This is a genomic window from Kitasatospora sp. NPDC029312 (genome assembly GCF_055569215.1).
Genome location: NZ_JBVHXY010000008.1, coordinates 30,126 through 45,468 on the forward strand (window position 1 = coordinate 30,126; position 15,343 = coordinate 45,468).

Below are 15,343 nucleotides of genomic sequence, written 5' to 3' on the forward strand. Positions count from 1 at the left end.
TCCGGACGTCCCGCTCGGGCAGGTCAGAGGCGGCAGGCGTGGATGTTGGTGACCAGGATGGCGCGGGCACCGATGCTCCACAGGTCGTCCATGATCTGCTGGGCCTCCTTGCGGAGCACCATCGAACGGACGGCCACCCAGCCCTCGGTGTGCAGCGGGGAGACCGTCGGCGACTCCAGGCCGGGGGTGAGCGCCACGGCGGCGCCGACCTTCTCGGCGCGGATGTCGTAGTCCATCAGCACGTAGCGCCGGGCCACCAGCACGCCCTGCAGGCGGCGCAGGAACTGCTCCACCCGCGGGTCCTCGCCCGCGCCCTTGGGACGGATCACCACGGCGTCCGAGACCAGGATCGGCTCGCCGAAGACCTCCAGGCCCGCGTTGCGCAGGCTGGTGCCGGTCTCCACCACGTCGGCGATCACGTCGGCGACGCCCAGCTGCACCGCGGTCTCGACCGCGCCGTCCAGCTTGGTGACCGTCGCCTTCACGCCGTGGTCGGCCAGGTGCTGCTCGACCAGGCCGGTGTAGGAGGTCGCGATCCGCAGGCCCTCCAGGCCCTTCACGTCCTCGACGTCGACACCCTCGGGGCGGGCGAAGCGGAAGGTCGACCCGGCGAAGCCGAGGGCGAGCACCTCCTCCGCGTTGGAGTGCGAGTCCAGCAGCAGGTCGCGGCCGGTGATGCCGACGTCGAGGCGGCCGGAGCCGACGTAGACGGCGATGTCGCGCGGACGCAGGAAGAAGAACTCGACCTCGTTGTTCGGGTCGACGAGCACGAGCTCCTTGGGGTCCTTCCGCTGGCGGTAGCCGGCCTCATGGAGCATCTCCGCCGCGGGACCCGAGAGAGAACCCTTGTTGGGGACGGCGATGCGCAGCATGGGGGGTTGCTTCCTTACCTGTCGGGAGGGGGTGTGCGGGGTGCTGGTGCTGGGTGCTGGTGCTGTGCTGGATGGAATGCGTGTTGGAGAACGCGGGGGCGCGCGTCAGAGGTACTTGTAGACGTCGTCGAGCGTCAGCCCGCGGGCGATCATCATCACCTGAAGGTGGTAGAGGAGCTGCGAGATCTCCTCCGCCGTCTGCTCGTCCGACTGGAACTCGGCGGCCATCCAGACCTCGGCGGCCTCCTCGACGACCTTCTTGCCGATCGCATGGACGCCCTGCTGGACGAGCTGCGCGGTGCGGGAGGACGAGGGGTCGCCGGTGGCGGCCTTCTGCTGGAGCTCGGCGAAGAGCTCCTCGAATGTCTTCGAAGCCATGATGGGCCCACCTTACGGCGTGCGGGCGCACGGACGGTAAACGGTCCCGGACCGTGGACGGTCCGGTGGACGTCTGCGGCCCGGGACCGTACGGGCCCGGGTCAGAGCGCGGCGCGCAGCACCGCGGCCGTGGCGACGGCGGCGGTGACGGCCTCGTGGCCCTTGTCCTCGGCGGAGCCCGGCAGCCCCGCCCGGTCCACCGCCTGCTGCTCGTTGTCGCAGGTCAGCACGCCGAAGCCGACCGGGACGCCGGTGTCGACGCTGACCTGGGTGAGGCCGACGGTGGCCGCCTGGCAGACGTAGTCGAAGTGCGGGGTGCCGCCGCGGATCACCACGCCCAGGGCGACGACGGCGTCGTAGCCGCCCTCGGCGAGGCGCTTGGCGGCGACCGGCAGTTCGAAGGTGCCCGGCACGCGCAGCACGGTCGGCTCGGTGATGCCCAGCTCCTTGAGGGCGCGGTGGGCGCCGTCCAGCAGGCCGTTCATCACCTGCTCGTGCCACTGGGCCGCGACGACGGCGACCTTGAGGTCGGCCGCGCCGTCGATGGTCAGCTCGGGGGCTCCGTGGCCGCTCATGTCGTTGATTCCATTCCTCGGTGGGTGGGTTGGGTGGGTCAGGAGCCCAGGCCGGGCAGGTCGTGGCCCATCCGGTCGCGCTTGGTGCGCAGGTAGCGCAGGTTGTGCTCACCCGGCGCGATCTCGACGGCCTCGCGCCCCTTGACCTTCAGGCCGTGCTCGGTGAGCGCGGTCAGCTTCTGCGGGTTGTTGGTGAGCAGGGTGAGCGAGCGGACCCCGAGGTCCACCAGCATCTGCGCCGCGATGCTGTAGTCGCGGGCGTCGGCGGGCAGCCCGAGGTCCAGGTTGGCGTCGACGGTGTCGCGCCCCTGCTCCTGGAGCTCGTACGCACGCAGCTTGTGGGCCAGGCCGATCCCCCGGCCCTCGTGGCCGCGCAGGTAGAGCACCACGCCGCGGCCGGCCTCGGCGACCCGCCGGAGCGAGGCCTCCAGCTGCGGGCCGCAGTCGCAGCGCAGCGAGCCGAAGACGTCCCCGGTCAGGCACTCGGAGTGGACCCGCACCAGGACGTCCTCGCCGTCCGGCAGCTGCCCGTCCGCGCCGAGGCCGCCGGCCACCAGGGCGAGGTGCTCGACGCCGTCGATGGTGCCCTGGTAGCCGACCGCGGTGAACCCACCGTGGGCGGTGGGCAGGGCGGTGACGGCGGCCCGGTCGACGTGCAGCTCGGTGCGGCGGCGGTAGGCGATCAGGTCCTCGATCGAGATGATCGCGAGGCCGTGCTCACGGGCGAAGGCGACCAGCTCGGGAAGCCGGGCCATGGTGCCGTCGTCGTTGACCACCTCGGCGATCGCTCCGGCCGGCGCCAGGCCCGCCAGCCGGGCCAGGTCGACGGCGGCCTCGGTGTGACCGGGGCGCACCAGCACGCCGCCCTCGACGGCACGCAGCGGGAACACGTGCCCGGGGCGGGTGAGGTCGCCGGGTTCGGTGCCGGGCGAGGACAGCAGCCGCACCGTACGGGCCCGGTCGGCGGCGGAGATGCCGGTGTCGACGCCCTCACGGGCGTCCACCGAGACGGTGTACGCGGTGCCCTTGCGGTCCTCGTTGACCTGGGTCATCGGCGGGAGCTTGAGGCGGTCCAGCTCCTCGCCGGTCATCGGGGCGCAGATCACGCCGGAGCTGTAGCGGACGGTGAAGGCCATCAGCTCGGGGGTGGCGGCGGAGGCGGCGAAGACGATGTCGCCCTCGTTCTCGCGGTCCTCGTCGTCGACCACGATCACCGCGCGACCGAGTGCGATGTCGGCGATGGCCCGCTCGACGGGGTCGAGGACCAGCTCTTCGCCGGCGCCGCTCTCCAAGGTCTGGTTCTCGGTCATGCCGTGACTCCCTGCGGGACGTTGGTGGACGTGGCTCGCGACTCACGGGTGCTCAGCCACCAGGAACGCAGGCCGAGCAGCACCAGGACGAAGTAGACGGAGTAGGTGAGGCCGGAGAAGGTGTAGCCGCTGTTGAAGGCGAACGGGACGCCGACCGCGTCGACGGCGATCCAGGCGAACCAGAACTCCAGCCAGCCGCGCGCCTGGGCGACCATCGCGGCGAGCGTGCCGACGAAGATGTAGGCGTCCGACCACGGGCTCCAGGACAGGCTGGGGTAGGCGGTGAACAGCAGTGCCAGGGCGACGGTGCCGACCGCGGTGCCGGCCACCAGGGCGGCCCGCTCGGACCAGCCGGCGAACCGCACGGCGATGGTGCCGCTGTCCCGGCGGCCGCGCCGCCACTGGGCCCAGCCCCAGCCGGCGGTGGCGATGACGATCAGCTGCTTGCCGATCAGGCCGGGGACGTGGCCCCCCAGGTACGCGGTGATCAGCACGACGCCGGACAGGAGTTGGACCGGCCAGCTCCACACCGAGCGGCGCCAGCCGAGCGCGAGGCCGCCGAGGCCGAGCAGGTTGCCGATCATGTCGGCCCACTTCACGTGTTCGCCGAAGACGGTGAACGCTTCTCCGCTGAGCCAGCTCACTTGGATTCCCCCGGGATGTCGGCGAGGTCGGGCAGGGTGGGCAGGGTGGGGACGGTCGGCAGGGTCGGGAGAGCGGGGAGGGCCGGCAGGTTGGGCAGCGCGCGCGACTCGAGCAGGCGCTCCACGTACTTGGCGAGCACGTCCACCTCCAGGTTGACGCTCTCGCCGACCGCCTTCGCGCCGAGCGTGGTCAGCGCGAGGGTCGCCGGAATGAGGCTGACGGTGAAGCTGTCACGGGCGGCCTCGACGACGGTGAGGCTGACCCCGTCGACCGTGATCGAGCCCTTCTCCACCAGGTAGCGGGAGATCGACTCCGGCAGGGAGAAGCGCAGGACCTCCCAGCGCAGTTCACCATTCGCGTCCCGCTCGCCGGGCTCGCGCGCCAACAGCCGCCCGGTGGCGTCGACATGGCCCTGCACCAGGTGCCCGCCGAGGCGCGCGCCGAGCGCCATGGCGCGCTCCAGGTTGACCCGGGAACCGGGCTTCAGCTCGCCCAGGCTGGAGCGGTGCAGGGTCTCGGCCATCACGTCGGCGCTGAACTCGGCGGTCTCGGCGGCAAGTTCCTCGGGGCTGTCGACGACGGTCAGGCAGACGCCGTTGACCGCGATCGAGTCGCCGTGCCGCGCACCGGAACGGACCACCGGGCCACGCAGGCGGATTCGCGAGGAGTCGCCGATCTCCTCGATCGACACGACCTCGCCGAGCTCTTCGATGATGCCGGTGAACACCCGGGTCTCCTCGCGCTTGGGCGCGGACTCCGGGGCGGCAGAGGGAGATGACACGGACGGGCAACGGTGCGCGGACCCGGAGGCACGACCCGTCGCCGGGGTGCCGGAGCCGCCGGGAGATCGCTCACCCGGCCCGGGAGCCACCGCTCCCGCCGTTCACCTGACCGTGGTCCGGTCCGGGTTTCGACCGGTTCCGATGGACCACGGGTACTGCGCTTCGTCCGCCCGCGCACGCCTCCCATCCGGACTTTAACCGTCGGTCCAGGAATTTCACCTGGTCAACCGGCCGCTGGCTGCGGACGGGTCGCGGACTGTAACCGCCGGTTCGGATTTTCACCGACCCCGGAGTGCGCTGAACGTCACTGCTGTTGCCGTCATTCTGCCACGGCCGGTGCGGGCCCAGGGAGAGCCTTCGACTGTGGCCTGTTTCACGGTCGAGGGCGGGAATGCGCGGCGGGGCGGCGGGGGCTGGTTCCGGGCCCGGCGCGCGGGGCTGGCGCGTGAGCCCGGCGCGCAGGCCCGGCGCGCGGGCTGGCGCGTGGACAGGCTGGGGCCCGATGCGCGGGCTCGCGCCGGTGGAGCCGTGTGAGCGGTGGTTCAGAGCGTGGCGGGGGCGGCGATCGGCGTGAAGTGGGTGACCGACGGAGGGTGCGCGAGGTAGCGCAGTTCGCCCTCCGACCAGATCGGCCGGATCCGCCACATCGGCCCGGCGTACCCGCGCAGGGCCTCCTCGTCGCGCCAGCGACTCACCACGAGCACCCGGTGCCCGTCGTCGGTCACCGAGTGCAGCAGCTCGCCACCGAGGCAGCCGTCCGTACGCCCCAGCTGCGGGATCACCTGGCTGGTCAGGTGGACGCAGAACTCCTCGAAGCGATCGGCGACGACCTGCCCGGCCCAGATTCTGACGATCACGGCCACCACCTCCGCCGGCTGGACTCCCTGGCCCCATTATCAGCGGAAAGCCGCTGGTGGGGAGGGGTACGGCGACTCTTTCCCGGACGGCCGGGCACGGCCGCCGCGGGGACCTCCGGCTCGGCCGGACCGGAGCTCCCGTAGATTCCCGGCATGACCATCACACCGGATGCTGCCGCGCCGTCAATCACCGCTCCGGACGGGCCGAACGGTCTGTTCGCCGCCCTCAGCGCCGACGCCCTCACCGAGCCGGCCCGGCTGCGCGAGATCTACGAGCAGCCGAGCGAGCTCGTCCGCCGCAAGCAGGTGGACCGGCTGCACGACGTCGCGCAGCGGCTGATCGCCTGCTCCTCGCTGGTGTTCGTCGCCAGTTCCGACGCCGCCGGGCGCTGCGACGTCTCCCCGCGCGGCGGGCCGGCCGGGCTGGTCTCGGTGCTCGACGAGTACACCCTGGCGATCCCGGACGCGACCGGCAACAAGCGTTTGGACACCCTGCACAACATCCTGGAGAACGGCCGGGTCGGGCTGCTCTTCGTCGTGCCCGGCCGGGACACCACGCTGCGGGTCAACGGGCGGGCCTGCGTCTCCACCGACCCGGAGTTGCTGAGCCGGCTGACGGCGGTCGGCAAGGCGCCGCGCAGCGCGATCGTGGTGGCGGTGGAGGAGGTGTACGCGCACTGCCCGAAGGCGCTGATGCGCGGGTCCGCGTGGAGGCCCGAGAACTGGTTGGCCAAGGACGCGCAGCCCACTTCGGCGGAGGTCACGCTCTCGCACCTGCGGGACGAGTCGCTGTCCATCGAGGTGATCGAGCAGTCGGAGCGGGAGTCGCTGCTGTACCGGTACGAGTAGCGGGTGCGGTTCGCCCGGCGGCGGGGGCCGGGCGGGTCGGGCGGCTCCGGGGGGATTGGGGGGCCGGGCACCGTTTCCGGCCCGGCACCGGTGTGGCTGGCCGGGCACCGGGGCGGGCCGGAGTGCGCAGGGTGGCCGGGCGCACCTGCTCGGCGGCCGGACGGGTGACGTCGGGCGGGTGGGGGTCCGCGGGGGTGCCGGGGCCGCCGCCGCTCGTTTGAATGGACGGATGGACTGCGTGTTCTGTGCGGTGGTGGCGGGCGAGGAGCCGGCGCACCTGGTGCTGGACGACGAGGCGGCGGTGGCCTTCCTGGACCGCCGCCCGCTGTTCCCCGGCCACGTGCTGGTGGTGCCGCGCGCCCACCACCGGACCCTGGCGGACCTGCCGCCCGCGGAGGTCGGCCCCTTCTTCCTCCGGGTGCAGCGGGTGGCGGCGGCCGTCGAGCGGGGACTCGACGCGGCGGGCAGCTTCGTGGCGGCGAACAACCGGATCAGCCAGTCGGTGCCGCACCTGCACGTCCACGTGGTGCCGCGCAATCCGAAGGACGGGCTGCGCGGGTTCTTCTGGCCACGGGGGAAGTATCCGGACGAGGCGGGCGCGGCGGAGGTCGCGGCCCGGCTGCGGGCGGCGCTCGCGGAGCCGTAGCCGACTGCTGGCACCCAGCTACTCTCTGGCGCGGGTACCGTGCGAAGAGTAGCGGGACGTACGCCCGGGGAAGCAGCGGGCGGAGCCCGAAATCCACTTCGAGGTGGACGAGTTCGCAGGTCGGGGCCGCCTAGGCTCACAGCATGGAAGAACTCGTCAGCCTCGTGCAGCAGACCGCCGACCAGCTCGCGGGCCAGACCGTCGGCGCCGTGGTCGTCGGGCTGGCCGACGGCGCCGTGGAGTTCCACGGTGTCGGACGGACGGGTCCGGGCGGAGGCGTGCCCGGCCCTCACACCCTGTTCGAAATCGGGTCCGTCACCAAGGTGTTCACCTCGCTCGTGCTCGCGCGGCTGGCGCTCGACGAGGCGGTGCGGCTCGACGAACCGCTCGCGGACGTACTCGACGACGGCGCGGTCGTCCCGGCACGGGGCGGCCGGCCGGTCACCCTACGGCACCTCGCCACCCACGCCTCCGGGCTCCCCCGGCTGCCGAGGGGCATGGCGGTGCGGGCGCTGCTCACCCCCGACAAGCCCGACCCCTACGCCGGTTGCACGGCCGAGGCAGTGTTGGCGGGGCTCGCCAGGACGCGCTTGCGAGCCGTGCCCGGGCGCGGGTTCCGGTACTCCAACCTCGGTGTCGGGCTGCTCGGCCTGGCCCTCGCCCGGCGGGCCGGCCTTGAGTACGGGGAGTTGGTGGCGCGTGAGGTCTGCCGACCGCTCGGCCTGGCCGACACCTGCCTGCGGCCGGTCGAGGAGCAGTCCGAGCGGCTGGCGATCGGGCACTCGACGGGCGGGCGGCCGGTGCCGTACTGGAACCTCGCAGCGATACCGGGCATGGGCGGCCTCCGGTCCACAGGCGCCGACCTCGCGATACTCCTGCGGGCCCAGCTGTCCGCCGAGCGCGAGCCGGACGGGCCGCTGGCGCCCGCGATCACCTTCACCCGCGGCACCCGGCACCGGGTCAACCCGTTCGCCTGGGCGCACCTGGGCTGGCTGGGGCACCGCCTGCACGTCCAGCAGGGCGGCCACCTACAGCTGTGGCACAACGGGGGTACGGGCGGGTTCAGTTCCTTCGTCGCGTTCGATCCGGAGAAGCAGGTGGGGGTGGCGGTCCTGGCCAACAGCCGACGGTCGGTGGACGCGGCGGGAACGGCACTGCTGCGAAGGCTGCAACAGGACTTCGCGACGGCGGGCTGAGCGACCCGGGGACGGCAGTCACAGCGGCTGGCCCTGGGTCAGGTCCTTGCGCATGAGCGTGCACATGGTCTCGTATCTGCGGATCGAGCCGTCGGGCGCCTCCTCGTCCCAGGCGTCGGGCTGCCGGTCGAAGGCCGCGTACCCGAGGCGCTCGTAGAGTGCACGGGCCCGCGGGTTCTCCTCCTCCACCCCGAGTTCCGCCCGTCGGAGACCTCGTGCGCGGATGCGTTCCTCGGCCGCCCGCACGAGCAAGGAGCCGAGTCCGCAGGAGTGGAGGGCCGGGAGTACCGCGAATTGCCAGAGCGTGCCCGCTCCGGGGGCGGCTCGGTAGTCGACACCGCCGATCGCCACGGGCAGGTCGGCCGCGGTGCACACCGCGAGATAGTCCACCTCACCGGCGGCCGCCCGTTCCAACTGCCGGGGGATCTGGCGCAGGTGGCTGGGGGACCCGGACCAGGTGCATGCCGGGAGGTCGGCGGGCAGCAGATCGCGGACGTGGACGCGTACGGCGATTTCGACCGCTTCGGCGCGGGGGGAAGTCATGCCGTCATCCCACCAACTCGAGGGGCTGTCCCGCTACGGAATTCCGCCGTGGCACCGGCACGGCACACCCCAACCGGGCACCGGGCACGGAAGGCCGGACCACTGGCAGGTGCGCGGCGCAGGATCAGGCGGCCGCCGCTGAGGCGATGGGTTGGAGCAGCGGGTGGGGGCGGACCAGGGCGAGGGAGACCGGGTCGTCGCGGCGGCCGGCGGTGCGGGCGGGGTTGGGGCGCATCGTGATCTCGGCCGGGGGGACGGGGCCGCCGCCACAGTTCGAACACGCGCCGACGAGGTCCAGGTCGGTGCCGCAGGGGGTGTGGGCGAACAGGTGGTGCGGGCCGCCTTCGGTGGCGTGTCGGCCGCCCCAGCGGCTCAACTGGTAGAGCGGGCCCCAGAGTTCGAGGCCGACCTCGGTGAGCAGGTATCCGTGGCGCAGTGGCGTCCGCTGGTACGGCTCCTTGCGCAGCACCCCGGCGGCGACCAGGGCGTTCAAGCGGGCGGTGAGGACGGCGCGTGGGATGCCCAGGTGGGCGAGGAAGTCGTTGAACCGCTGCACGCCGTAGAACGCGTCGCGCACGATCAGCAGGCTCCAGCGCTCGCCGATCACCTCCAGCGCGCGGGCCAGTGCGCAGTCCTGCAGGTCGTAGTCCGTTCCCAGCGCCATGCGGGCCAGCCTAGTCCACTCCCCCAATGGGTTCAATGAACAGACCTCAGGTGGTAGCGTGCCGTCGAGACGTAGGTTCATTCACCAGACCTATTCTCCTACCAAGCGACCGCGCACCGGAGGGAACACCCATGCCCCCCGCACCACTCGGCTCCTCCCCCGCCTCGGCTGCCCCGCCCGTCGGGCCCGTCCGGCCCGGCGCCACGCTGGCCGTCACGTCGGCGGCGACCGCCCTGGCCACCGTCGCCTACACCGCCCCCACCGCCTCGCTCGCCGCCACCGCGCAGGCCGCCCACCTCGGCGCCTCCGGCCGTACCTGGATCCTCACCGGCACGCTGGTCGGCATCTCCGCGCTGCTGCTCACCGCCGGCAGCGCCGCCGACGACCACGGCCGCAAGCGGGTCTTCACCCTCGGCGTGGCGCTGTTCGCCGCGGCCGAAGCCCTGGCCGCGCTCGCCCCCGGTGGCGCCGTCTACCTGGCCGCCAGAGTGCTGCTCGGCATCGCCTCGGCCGCCGTCCTGGCCCCCGCCCTGGGGCTGATCAGCCACGCCCACCCGCCGGGCCCGGCGAGGATCCGCTCCCTCGGGATCTGGGGCGCGGCCGTCGGCCTCGGCATCGCGATCGGTCCGGTCTACGGCGCACTCGTCCAGCAGTGGGCCGGCTGGCGTGCCGTCGGCGGCGGGCTCGCGCTGGTCTCCGCCGCCGTGGCCGTCTGCGCCGCCGTCTACCTCACCGAGTCGAAGGCCGACCGGCCGCGCGCGCTCGACCCGTACGGCGTGCTGACCCTCGCCGCCGGGACGTCCCTGCTGATCGCCGGACTGGCCGAGGGCCGCAGCGGCTGGGGACGGCCGGCGGTGGTGGCGCTGCTCACGGGCGGGGTGCTGCTGCTGGCGGCCTTCGCCGTGGTCGAGGCGAAGGCCCGCGAGCCGATGCTCGACCTCGCGCTGTTCCGCAGCCCCGGCTTCATCGCCGCGACGGGCGGGGCGCTGTTCACCGGGCTCTCGCTGGTCGGCTTCATGAGCTACCTGCCCACCCTGCTACAAGGCGTGCTCGGCCTGTCCGGGCTGGCGGCGGGCGGCGTCCTGGCCCTGTGGTCGGGCCTGTCGGTACTCTCCGCCCTCCAGGCCCGCCGACTGGCGGCGCACCTGTCGGCCACCACGCAGGTCGCCCTCGGCCTGCTGGTCTGCGGCCTGGGCGAAGCCGGACTGTACGGGCTGACGCCCGGCGCCTCCTGGCTCCGGCTGGCGCCGGGCCTGGCCGTCGCGGGCATCGGCAGCGGCGTCCTCAACGCCGCCCTCGCCCGCCTCGCGGTCAGCAGCGTGCCGGCCCATCGCGCGGCCATGGGCTCGGGCGCCAACAACACCTCCCGCTACCTGGGTTCGGCCCTGGGCGTGGCCGTGACCGTCGCCGTCGCCGGCTCCGCCCGCGCGGCCACCCCGGGCCCTGCGGCGGCCGCGCGAGCCCTGGCCACCGGCACCGACCGCGCCGTCCTGGTCGCCGCCGCCCTCTGCCTCGTCGGCGCGGCGCTGGCCCTCGCGGCCCGCAGCGCAGAAGCCCGCGCTGAATTCCGCGCTGAGTCCCGCGCCGGATCCCGTGCCGAGGAGATGACCGAGGCCCACCCCCTGCCGGAGACCGCCGACCCGTCCCTACGCTCCGCCGCCCACCGGTGACACCCGGTGGCTCCCGGCGGGGCGCACCGGTCTCTCGCCGGTGGCGAATGGCGGAGTCGTCCCTCTCGGTCATCTCATCGGCGATCTCCGCAGGCTCAGCGAGCTGGTCGGCGCCGGGGTGGGCGAGGTCCGTGAAGGCCTCGCCGAAGTCGGGCAGGCCGGCCTGGCTCCGAGGGTCCAAGCCGCTGCCGAATGTCCGATAGTCGCATCTCGACCACCGCGTTGGGGGCGCGACGTAAAGGTCCTGACGAAGGCGTCGGTCGTGCCGGTGGGTGATCGGGCACACGGCGATGCCGAGGAAGGACGATGGGCTCCACCACCCAACGGTGGGCGCCGAGACCCGATCCGTGCCGTGGTCCCACTGGGCCCCGCGCCACACCCGCAGCTGCCTCCGTCGCGACCTCGTGGCTCCGCATCAACGGCCACCGGGGCCACGAGGAGCGCGGGCCGGGGGCCGCGTGCGACGATGGCAGGGCTGGTGGGAACGATCTCCGGGCGGGTCTCTGGCCATGGCGAACGACGAAGGGCAGCGTCAGGGGGAGCCGCAGCAGGATGCCCTGCTGATGGTGCCGATCGCCACGGCGCTGATCGAGGCCGACGGGCGGATCCTGCACTGGAGCAGCGACGCGGAGGCACTGCTCGGTTACCGCGCGGACGAGGCGGTGGGCCAGAAGGCGGCGAAGCTGCTGACCTCGGACGAGGAGCGGCCGGAGGTGCTGGAGCTGTTCCGGCAGATCCTCGCGGGCCGTGGCTGGGCCGGGGTGTTCCCGGTGCGGCACCGGGACGGGCACCTGGTGAACCTGGAGTTCCGGACCCACCCCATTCGCGGGCCCGGCGGTGCGCCGTTGGTGCTGGCCGTCGCGTCGGAGGTGACCACCCTGCACCGGATCCAGGCGGACCTGGCGGTGCTGGACGGGTTCTTCACCCAGTCCCCGGTCGGCATGGCGGTGTTCGACACCGAACTGCGCTTCGTCCGGCTGAACGAGGCGCTGGCCCGGGCCAACGGGCTACCCCCTGGGGAGCACCTGGGCCACCGGCTGACCGAGGTGCTGCCCGGGATCAACGGCACCGAGGCCGAGGCGGTGATGCGGCAGGTGCTGGCGGACGGCGAGCCGGTGGTGGACTTCCGTTCGCACGGCCGCACCCCCGGGGACCGCCGGCACGACCACGCCTGGTCCGCCTCGTACTTCCGGCTGGTGGATCGGGCCGGGCGGGTGCTCGGAGTCAGCGCGACCGTCATCGACATCACCGGGCGTTACCGCGCGGACGCCCGGGCGGCCCGGGCGCAGGAGCGGCTCGCTCTGCTGGTCGACGCGACCGCCTCGATCGGCACCACGCTGGACCTGCGGCAGACCGCCCGGGAGCTGGCCGACGCGATGGTGCCCAGGGTCGCCGACATCAGCGGGGTGTTCGCCCTGGAGGCGCTGGTGGCCGGCCGCAACGTCGAGCCGCTCGACCCGCACGCCCCGCAACTGGTGCGCCGCCTGGCGATGGCCACCGCCGACCCGCTGTACCCGTCGGAGGCCCTGCCGGTGGACACGGTGTACGAGCTGCCGCCCGACTCCCCGTACGCCCGGGCGCTGACCACCGGGCGCACGGCGGTGGTTCCGTCCTGGGAGCTGCCGCCGCTGAGCGAGGGCATCAACGAGAGCCGCCGCCAGGCGTTCCTGGGCGACCGGCCGCGCTCGGTGCGGATCACCCCGCTGGTGGCGCGGGGCACGACGCTCGGCATGGTGGTGTACTCGCGGCGCGGCGAGCGGGAGTCCTTCGCCGAGGCCGACATCACGCTCGGCGACGAGCTGGCCTCGCGCGCCGCCGTGGCGATCGACAACGCCCGGCTGTACCTGCGCCAACACCAGACCGTACTGGCCCGGCAGCAGGCGCTGCGCGAGGCGAAGGCCGCCCAGGAGCGGCTCGCGCTGGTCAACGTGGCCTCCACCCGGATCGGCACCACGCTGGAGATCGACCGCACCGCCCAGGAGTTGGCCGAGGTGGCGACGCCCCGGCTGGCCGACACGGTGGTGGTGGAGGTGCTGGAGGACCTGGTCCGGGGCGAGCGGGAGGCCCGCGCCGCACCGGACGGTTCGGCGCTGCTGCGCCGGATCGCCTTCCACTCGGTCCGCGGCTCCACCCTCGAACCGATCGACCGGCTCGGCGGGGTGCACCGCTTCCTGCCCGGTTCGCCGTACGCATGGAGCCTGGCGCACCGCAAGCCGGTGCTGGTGCCGCGGATGGACGAGGAGGGCATGGCCTGGTTCGCCGACGACCCGGTGCGCACCGCCGCCGTGCGGGAGCAGAACGTGCGCTCCTTCATGGTCGTGCCGCTGATCGCGCGCGGCAGCGCGGTCGGCGTCGCGGGCTTCTACCGCACCCTGGTGGAGCGCCCGTACGAGGACGAGGACCTCGCGCTGGCCGGGGAGTTGGCGGTGCGGGCGGCGGTGTCGATCGACAACGCGCTGCTCTTCACCCGGGAGCGCGACGCGGCCGCGGCCCGGCAGCGGGCGCTGGACGAGGCCTGGGCCGCCCAGCAGCGGCTGGGCCTGCTGAACGAGGCCAGCAACCGGATCGGCACCACGCTCGATCTGCACCGCACCGCCCGGGAGTTGGTGGAGGTGGTGATACCGCGCTTCGCCGACTTCGTCACCGTCGACCTGCGCGACGCGGTGCTCAGCGGCGAGGAGCCTGGACCGGTGCCTCGGGACGGGTCGGTGCTGATGCGGGCCGTGGCGGTCGGCGAGACGGCCGACGACGGCAGCATGACGGCGGCCGCCGACCAGGTCGGCGAGACCTCGCAGTCCGCCGAGGTGTACGCGCAGAGCCTGCGCACCCGGCGCTCCATCCTGGTGTCCGACGTGACGGAGGACGAGCTGCGCCGGATCGTCGCCTCCCCCGACCGGGTGCAGCCGGGGCTGGACGCCGGGGTGCACTCGTACCTGATGGTGCCGCTGGTGGCACGCGGACTCGTGCTGGGCGGCGCCGAGTTCGTCCGCACCCGCAATCCGGTGCCGTTCGGCCCGGCGGACCGCTCGCTGGCCGAGGAGCTGGTCGCCCGCACCGCGCTGGCGATCGACAACGGCCGGCTCTACCGCCGTGAGCGGGACACCGCGCTCACCCTGCAACGGAGCCTGCTGCCCCAGGAGATCCACCGCACGATCGGCCTGGAGCTGGCCTACCGCTACCTGCCCAGCAGCGTGGTCAGCGAGGTCGGCGGCGACTGGTTCGACGTGGTGCCGCTCGCCGCCGGGCGGGTCGCGCTGATCGTCGGCGACGTGATGGGCCACGGCATCCGGGCCGCCGCCACCATGGGCCAACTGCGCACCGTCGCCAGGACCTTGGTCACCCTGGACCTGGAACCGGCGCGGGTGCTGTACCGGCTGGACGAGGCCACCACGGCGCTCGGTGACGGCCAGTTCGCCACCTGCGTGTGCGTGGTGTACGACCCGGTGGACCGCAGCTGCACCGCGGCCTGCGCCGGCCACCTGCCACCCGTGGTCGCCGACACCGAGGGCAACGCCCACCTGATCGACCTGCCGCCCGGCGCACCGCTCGGGGTCGGCGGAGTGCCGTTCGAGAGCGTCGAGTTCACCCTCCCCGAGGAGGCGATCCTGACCCTCTACACGGACGGACTGGTCGAACGCCGGGGGCACGACCTCGACGAGGGCCTGGATCTGCTGCGCCGCACCGTCGCGGTTCGCCGGCCCACCCTGGAGCAGACCTGCGACGCCGTGCTGACCAGGCTCGCCGGCCACACCCCCGAGGACGACATCGCCCTCATCATGGCGCAGGTCCGCCCGACCGGCGCGGACCGGATCGCGATCCTGCCGCTCACCGGCGACCACGCGATGGTCGCCCACTCGCGCCGCTTCACCCGCGAGACGCTGACCGCCTGGGGCCTGACCGCGCTCGTGGACTGGGCCGAGCTGCTCACCAGCGAGCTGATCACCAACGCCCTGGTGCACGCCGGGTCCCCCACCCAACTGAGGCTCTACTGCAACCGGGTGCTCACCGTGGAGGTCGCCGACCAGGAGAGCGGAACGCCCCGGATCCGCCGCGCCCGCGCCGAGGACGAGGGCGGGCGCGGCATCCACCTGGTCAACGAACTGGCGCACCGCTGGGGCAGCCGCCTGACCAGGGACGGCAAGGTGGTCTGGTTCGAACTGGAGCTGCCACCGGGCTTCCCGGCCGGCTAGCCCTCGCGCCCCGAAGGCGCGGATGACCGTGGGCCTGTACGCCCGTGGGCCTGTAGGCCCGTGGGCCCGTGGGCATGGGCCTGCATGGACAACCGGAGGTTGTCGGGCCGCCCCGGTGGTTGTTGGCCGCTCCGTCGGCCGCTGGGCTTTGCTGGTGCCACGGCGG

14 protein-coding genes and 1 riboswitch are annotated in these 15,343 nt (G+C 73.4%); of the genes, 5 read left to right on the forward strand and 9 right to left on the reverse strand.

Features of this window, described 5'->3' with window-relative positions:
• Positions 1-23: 23 nt before the first annotated feature.
• From hisG to ACZ4WV_RS09395, 7 genes are all read right to left on the reverse strand, one after another.
• Positions 24-872: an ATP phosphoribosyltransferase gene (gene hisG, locus ACZ4WV_RS09365; RefSeq protein WP_465744455.1), complete on the reverse strand. Its 849-nt coding sequence runs from the start codon at positions 870-872 to the stop codon at positions 24-26.
• A 105-nt stretch (positions 873-977) separates the two neighbouring features.
• Complete coding sequence (locus ACZ4WV_RS09370; RefSeq protein ID WP_097238956.1) at positions 978-1,250, reverse strand: phosphoribosyl-ATP diphosphatase; 273 nt, start codon at positions 1,248-1,250, stop codon at positions 978-980.
• Between the two features lie 101 nt (positions 1,251-1,351).
• Positions 1,352-1,825, reverse strand: a complete 474-nt coding sequence (gene ribH, locus ACZ4WV_RS09375) for a 6,7-dimethyl-8-ribityllumazine synthase (RefSeq protein WP_465744457.1) — start codon at positions 1,823-1,825, stop codon at positions 1,352-1,354.
• A 38-nt stretch (positions 1,826-1,863) separates the two neighbouring features.
• Positions 1,864-3,135 carry a bifunctional 3,4-dihydroxy-2-butanone-4-phosphate synthase/GTP cyclohydrolase II gene (locus ACZ4WV_RS09380; protein WP_465744459.1) on the reverse strand — a complete coding sequence of 424 codons (1,272 nt, stop codon included), beginning with the start codon at positions 3,133-3,135 and terminating at the stop codon, positions 1,864-1,866.
• Positions 3,132-3,719: a nicotinamide mononucleotide transporter family protein gene (locus ACZ4WV_RS09385; protein WP_465744748.1), complete on the reverse strand. Its 588-nt coding sequence runs from the start codon at positions 3,717-3,719 to the stop codon at positions 3,132-3,134. The genes ACZ4WV_RS09380 and ACZ4WV_RS09385 overlap by 4 nt, the downstream gene beginning before the upstream one ends.
• 56 nt (positions 3,720-3,775) lie before the next feature.
• The gene (locus ACZ4WV_RS09390; protein ID WP_465744749.1) at positions 3,776-4,507 is read right to left on the reverse strand and encodes a riboflavin synthase; all 732 of its coding nucleotides are present in this window, start codon (positions 4,505-4,507) and stop codon (positions 3,776-3,778) included.
• 226 nt (positions 4,508-4,733) lie between these two features.
• Positions 4,734-4,861, reverse strand: a riboswitch (FMN riboswitch).
• A 243-nt stretch (positions 4,862-5,104) separates the two neighbouring features.
• On the reverse strand, positions 5,105-5,419 hold the full coding sequence (locus tag ACZ4WV_RS09395) for an antibiotic biosynthesis monooxygenase family protein (protein ID WP_465744461.1): 315 nt from the start codon (positions 5,417-5,419) through the stop codon (positions 5,105-5,107).
• 153 nt (positions 5,420-5,572) lie between these two features.
• Between ACZ4WV_RS09395 and ACZ4WV_RS09400 the strand changes: the two genes are divergently transcribed.
• The 3 genes from ACZ4WV_RS09400 (at position 5,573) to ACZ4WV_RS09410 (ending at position 8,110) form a co-directional block, all read left to right on the forward strand.
• Positions 5,573-6,268, forward strand: a complete 696-nt coding sequence (locus ACZ4WV_RS09400; protein WP_465744463.1) for an MSMEG_1061 family FMN-dependent PPOX-type flavoprotein — start codon at positions 5,573-5,575, stop codon at positions 6,266-6,268.
• A gap of 229 nt (positions 6,269-6,497) precedes the next feature.
• Positions 6,498-6,914 carry an HIT family protein gene (locus ACZ4WV_RS09405; RefSeq protein WP_465744465.1) on the forward strand — a complete coding sequence of 139 codons (417 nt, stop codon included), beginning with the start codon at positions 6,498-6,500 and terminating at the stop codon, positions 6,912-6,914.
• Between the two features lie 143 nt (positions 6,915-7,057).
• Positions 7,058-8,110 carry a serine hydrolase domain-containing protein gene (locus ACZ4WV_RS09410; RefSeq protein WP_465744467.1) on the forward strand — a complete coding sequence of 351 codons (1,053 nt, stop codon included), beginning with the start codon at positions 7,058-7,060 and terminating at the stop codon, positions 8,108-8,110.
• Between the two features lie 18 nt (positions 8,111-8,128).
• Here the strand turns inward: ACZ4WV_RS09410 and ACZ4WV_RS09415 are convergent, their stop codons facing one another.
• Positions 8,129-8,653, reverse strand: a complete 525-nt coding sequence (locus tag ACZ4WV_RS09415) for a GNAT family N-acetyltransferase (protein WP_465744468.1) — start codon at positions 8,651-8,653, stop codon at positions 8,129-8,131.
• Positions 8,654-8,777: 124 nt separating this feature from the next.
• A complete protein-coding gene (locus ACZ4WV_RS09420; RefSeq protein WP_465744470.1) occupies positions 8,778-9,317 on the reverse strand; it encodes a winged helix-turn-helix transcriptional regulator in 540 nt (179 codons plus the stop codon).
• Between the two features lie 131 nt (positions 9,318-9,448).
• Here ACZ4WV_RS09420 and ACZ4WV_RS09425 point away from each other — a divergent pair, with 131 nt between their 5' ends.
• Together ACZ4WV_RS09425 and ACZ4WV_RS09430 are read left to right on the forward strand one after the other, a co-directional pair.
• Complete coding sequence (locus ACZ4WV_RS09425) at positions 9,449-10,987, forward strand: MFS transporter (protein ID WP_465744472.1); 1,539 nt, start codon at positions 9,449-9,451, stop codon at positions 10,985-10,987.
• Between the two features lie 509 nt (positions 10,988-11,496).
• Positions 11,497-15,177, forward strand: coding sequence for a SpoIIE family protein phosphatase (locus ACZ4WV_RS09430; RefSeq protein WP_465744474.1), 3,681 nt, complete (start codon positions 11,497-11,499; stop codon positions 15,175-15,177).
• The last annotated feature ends 166 nt before the right edge of the window (positions 15,178-15,343 follow it).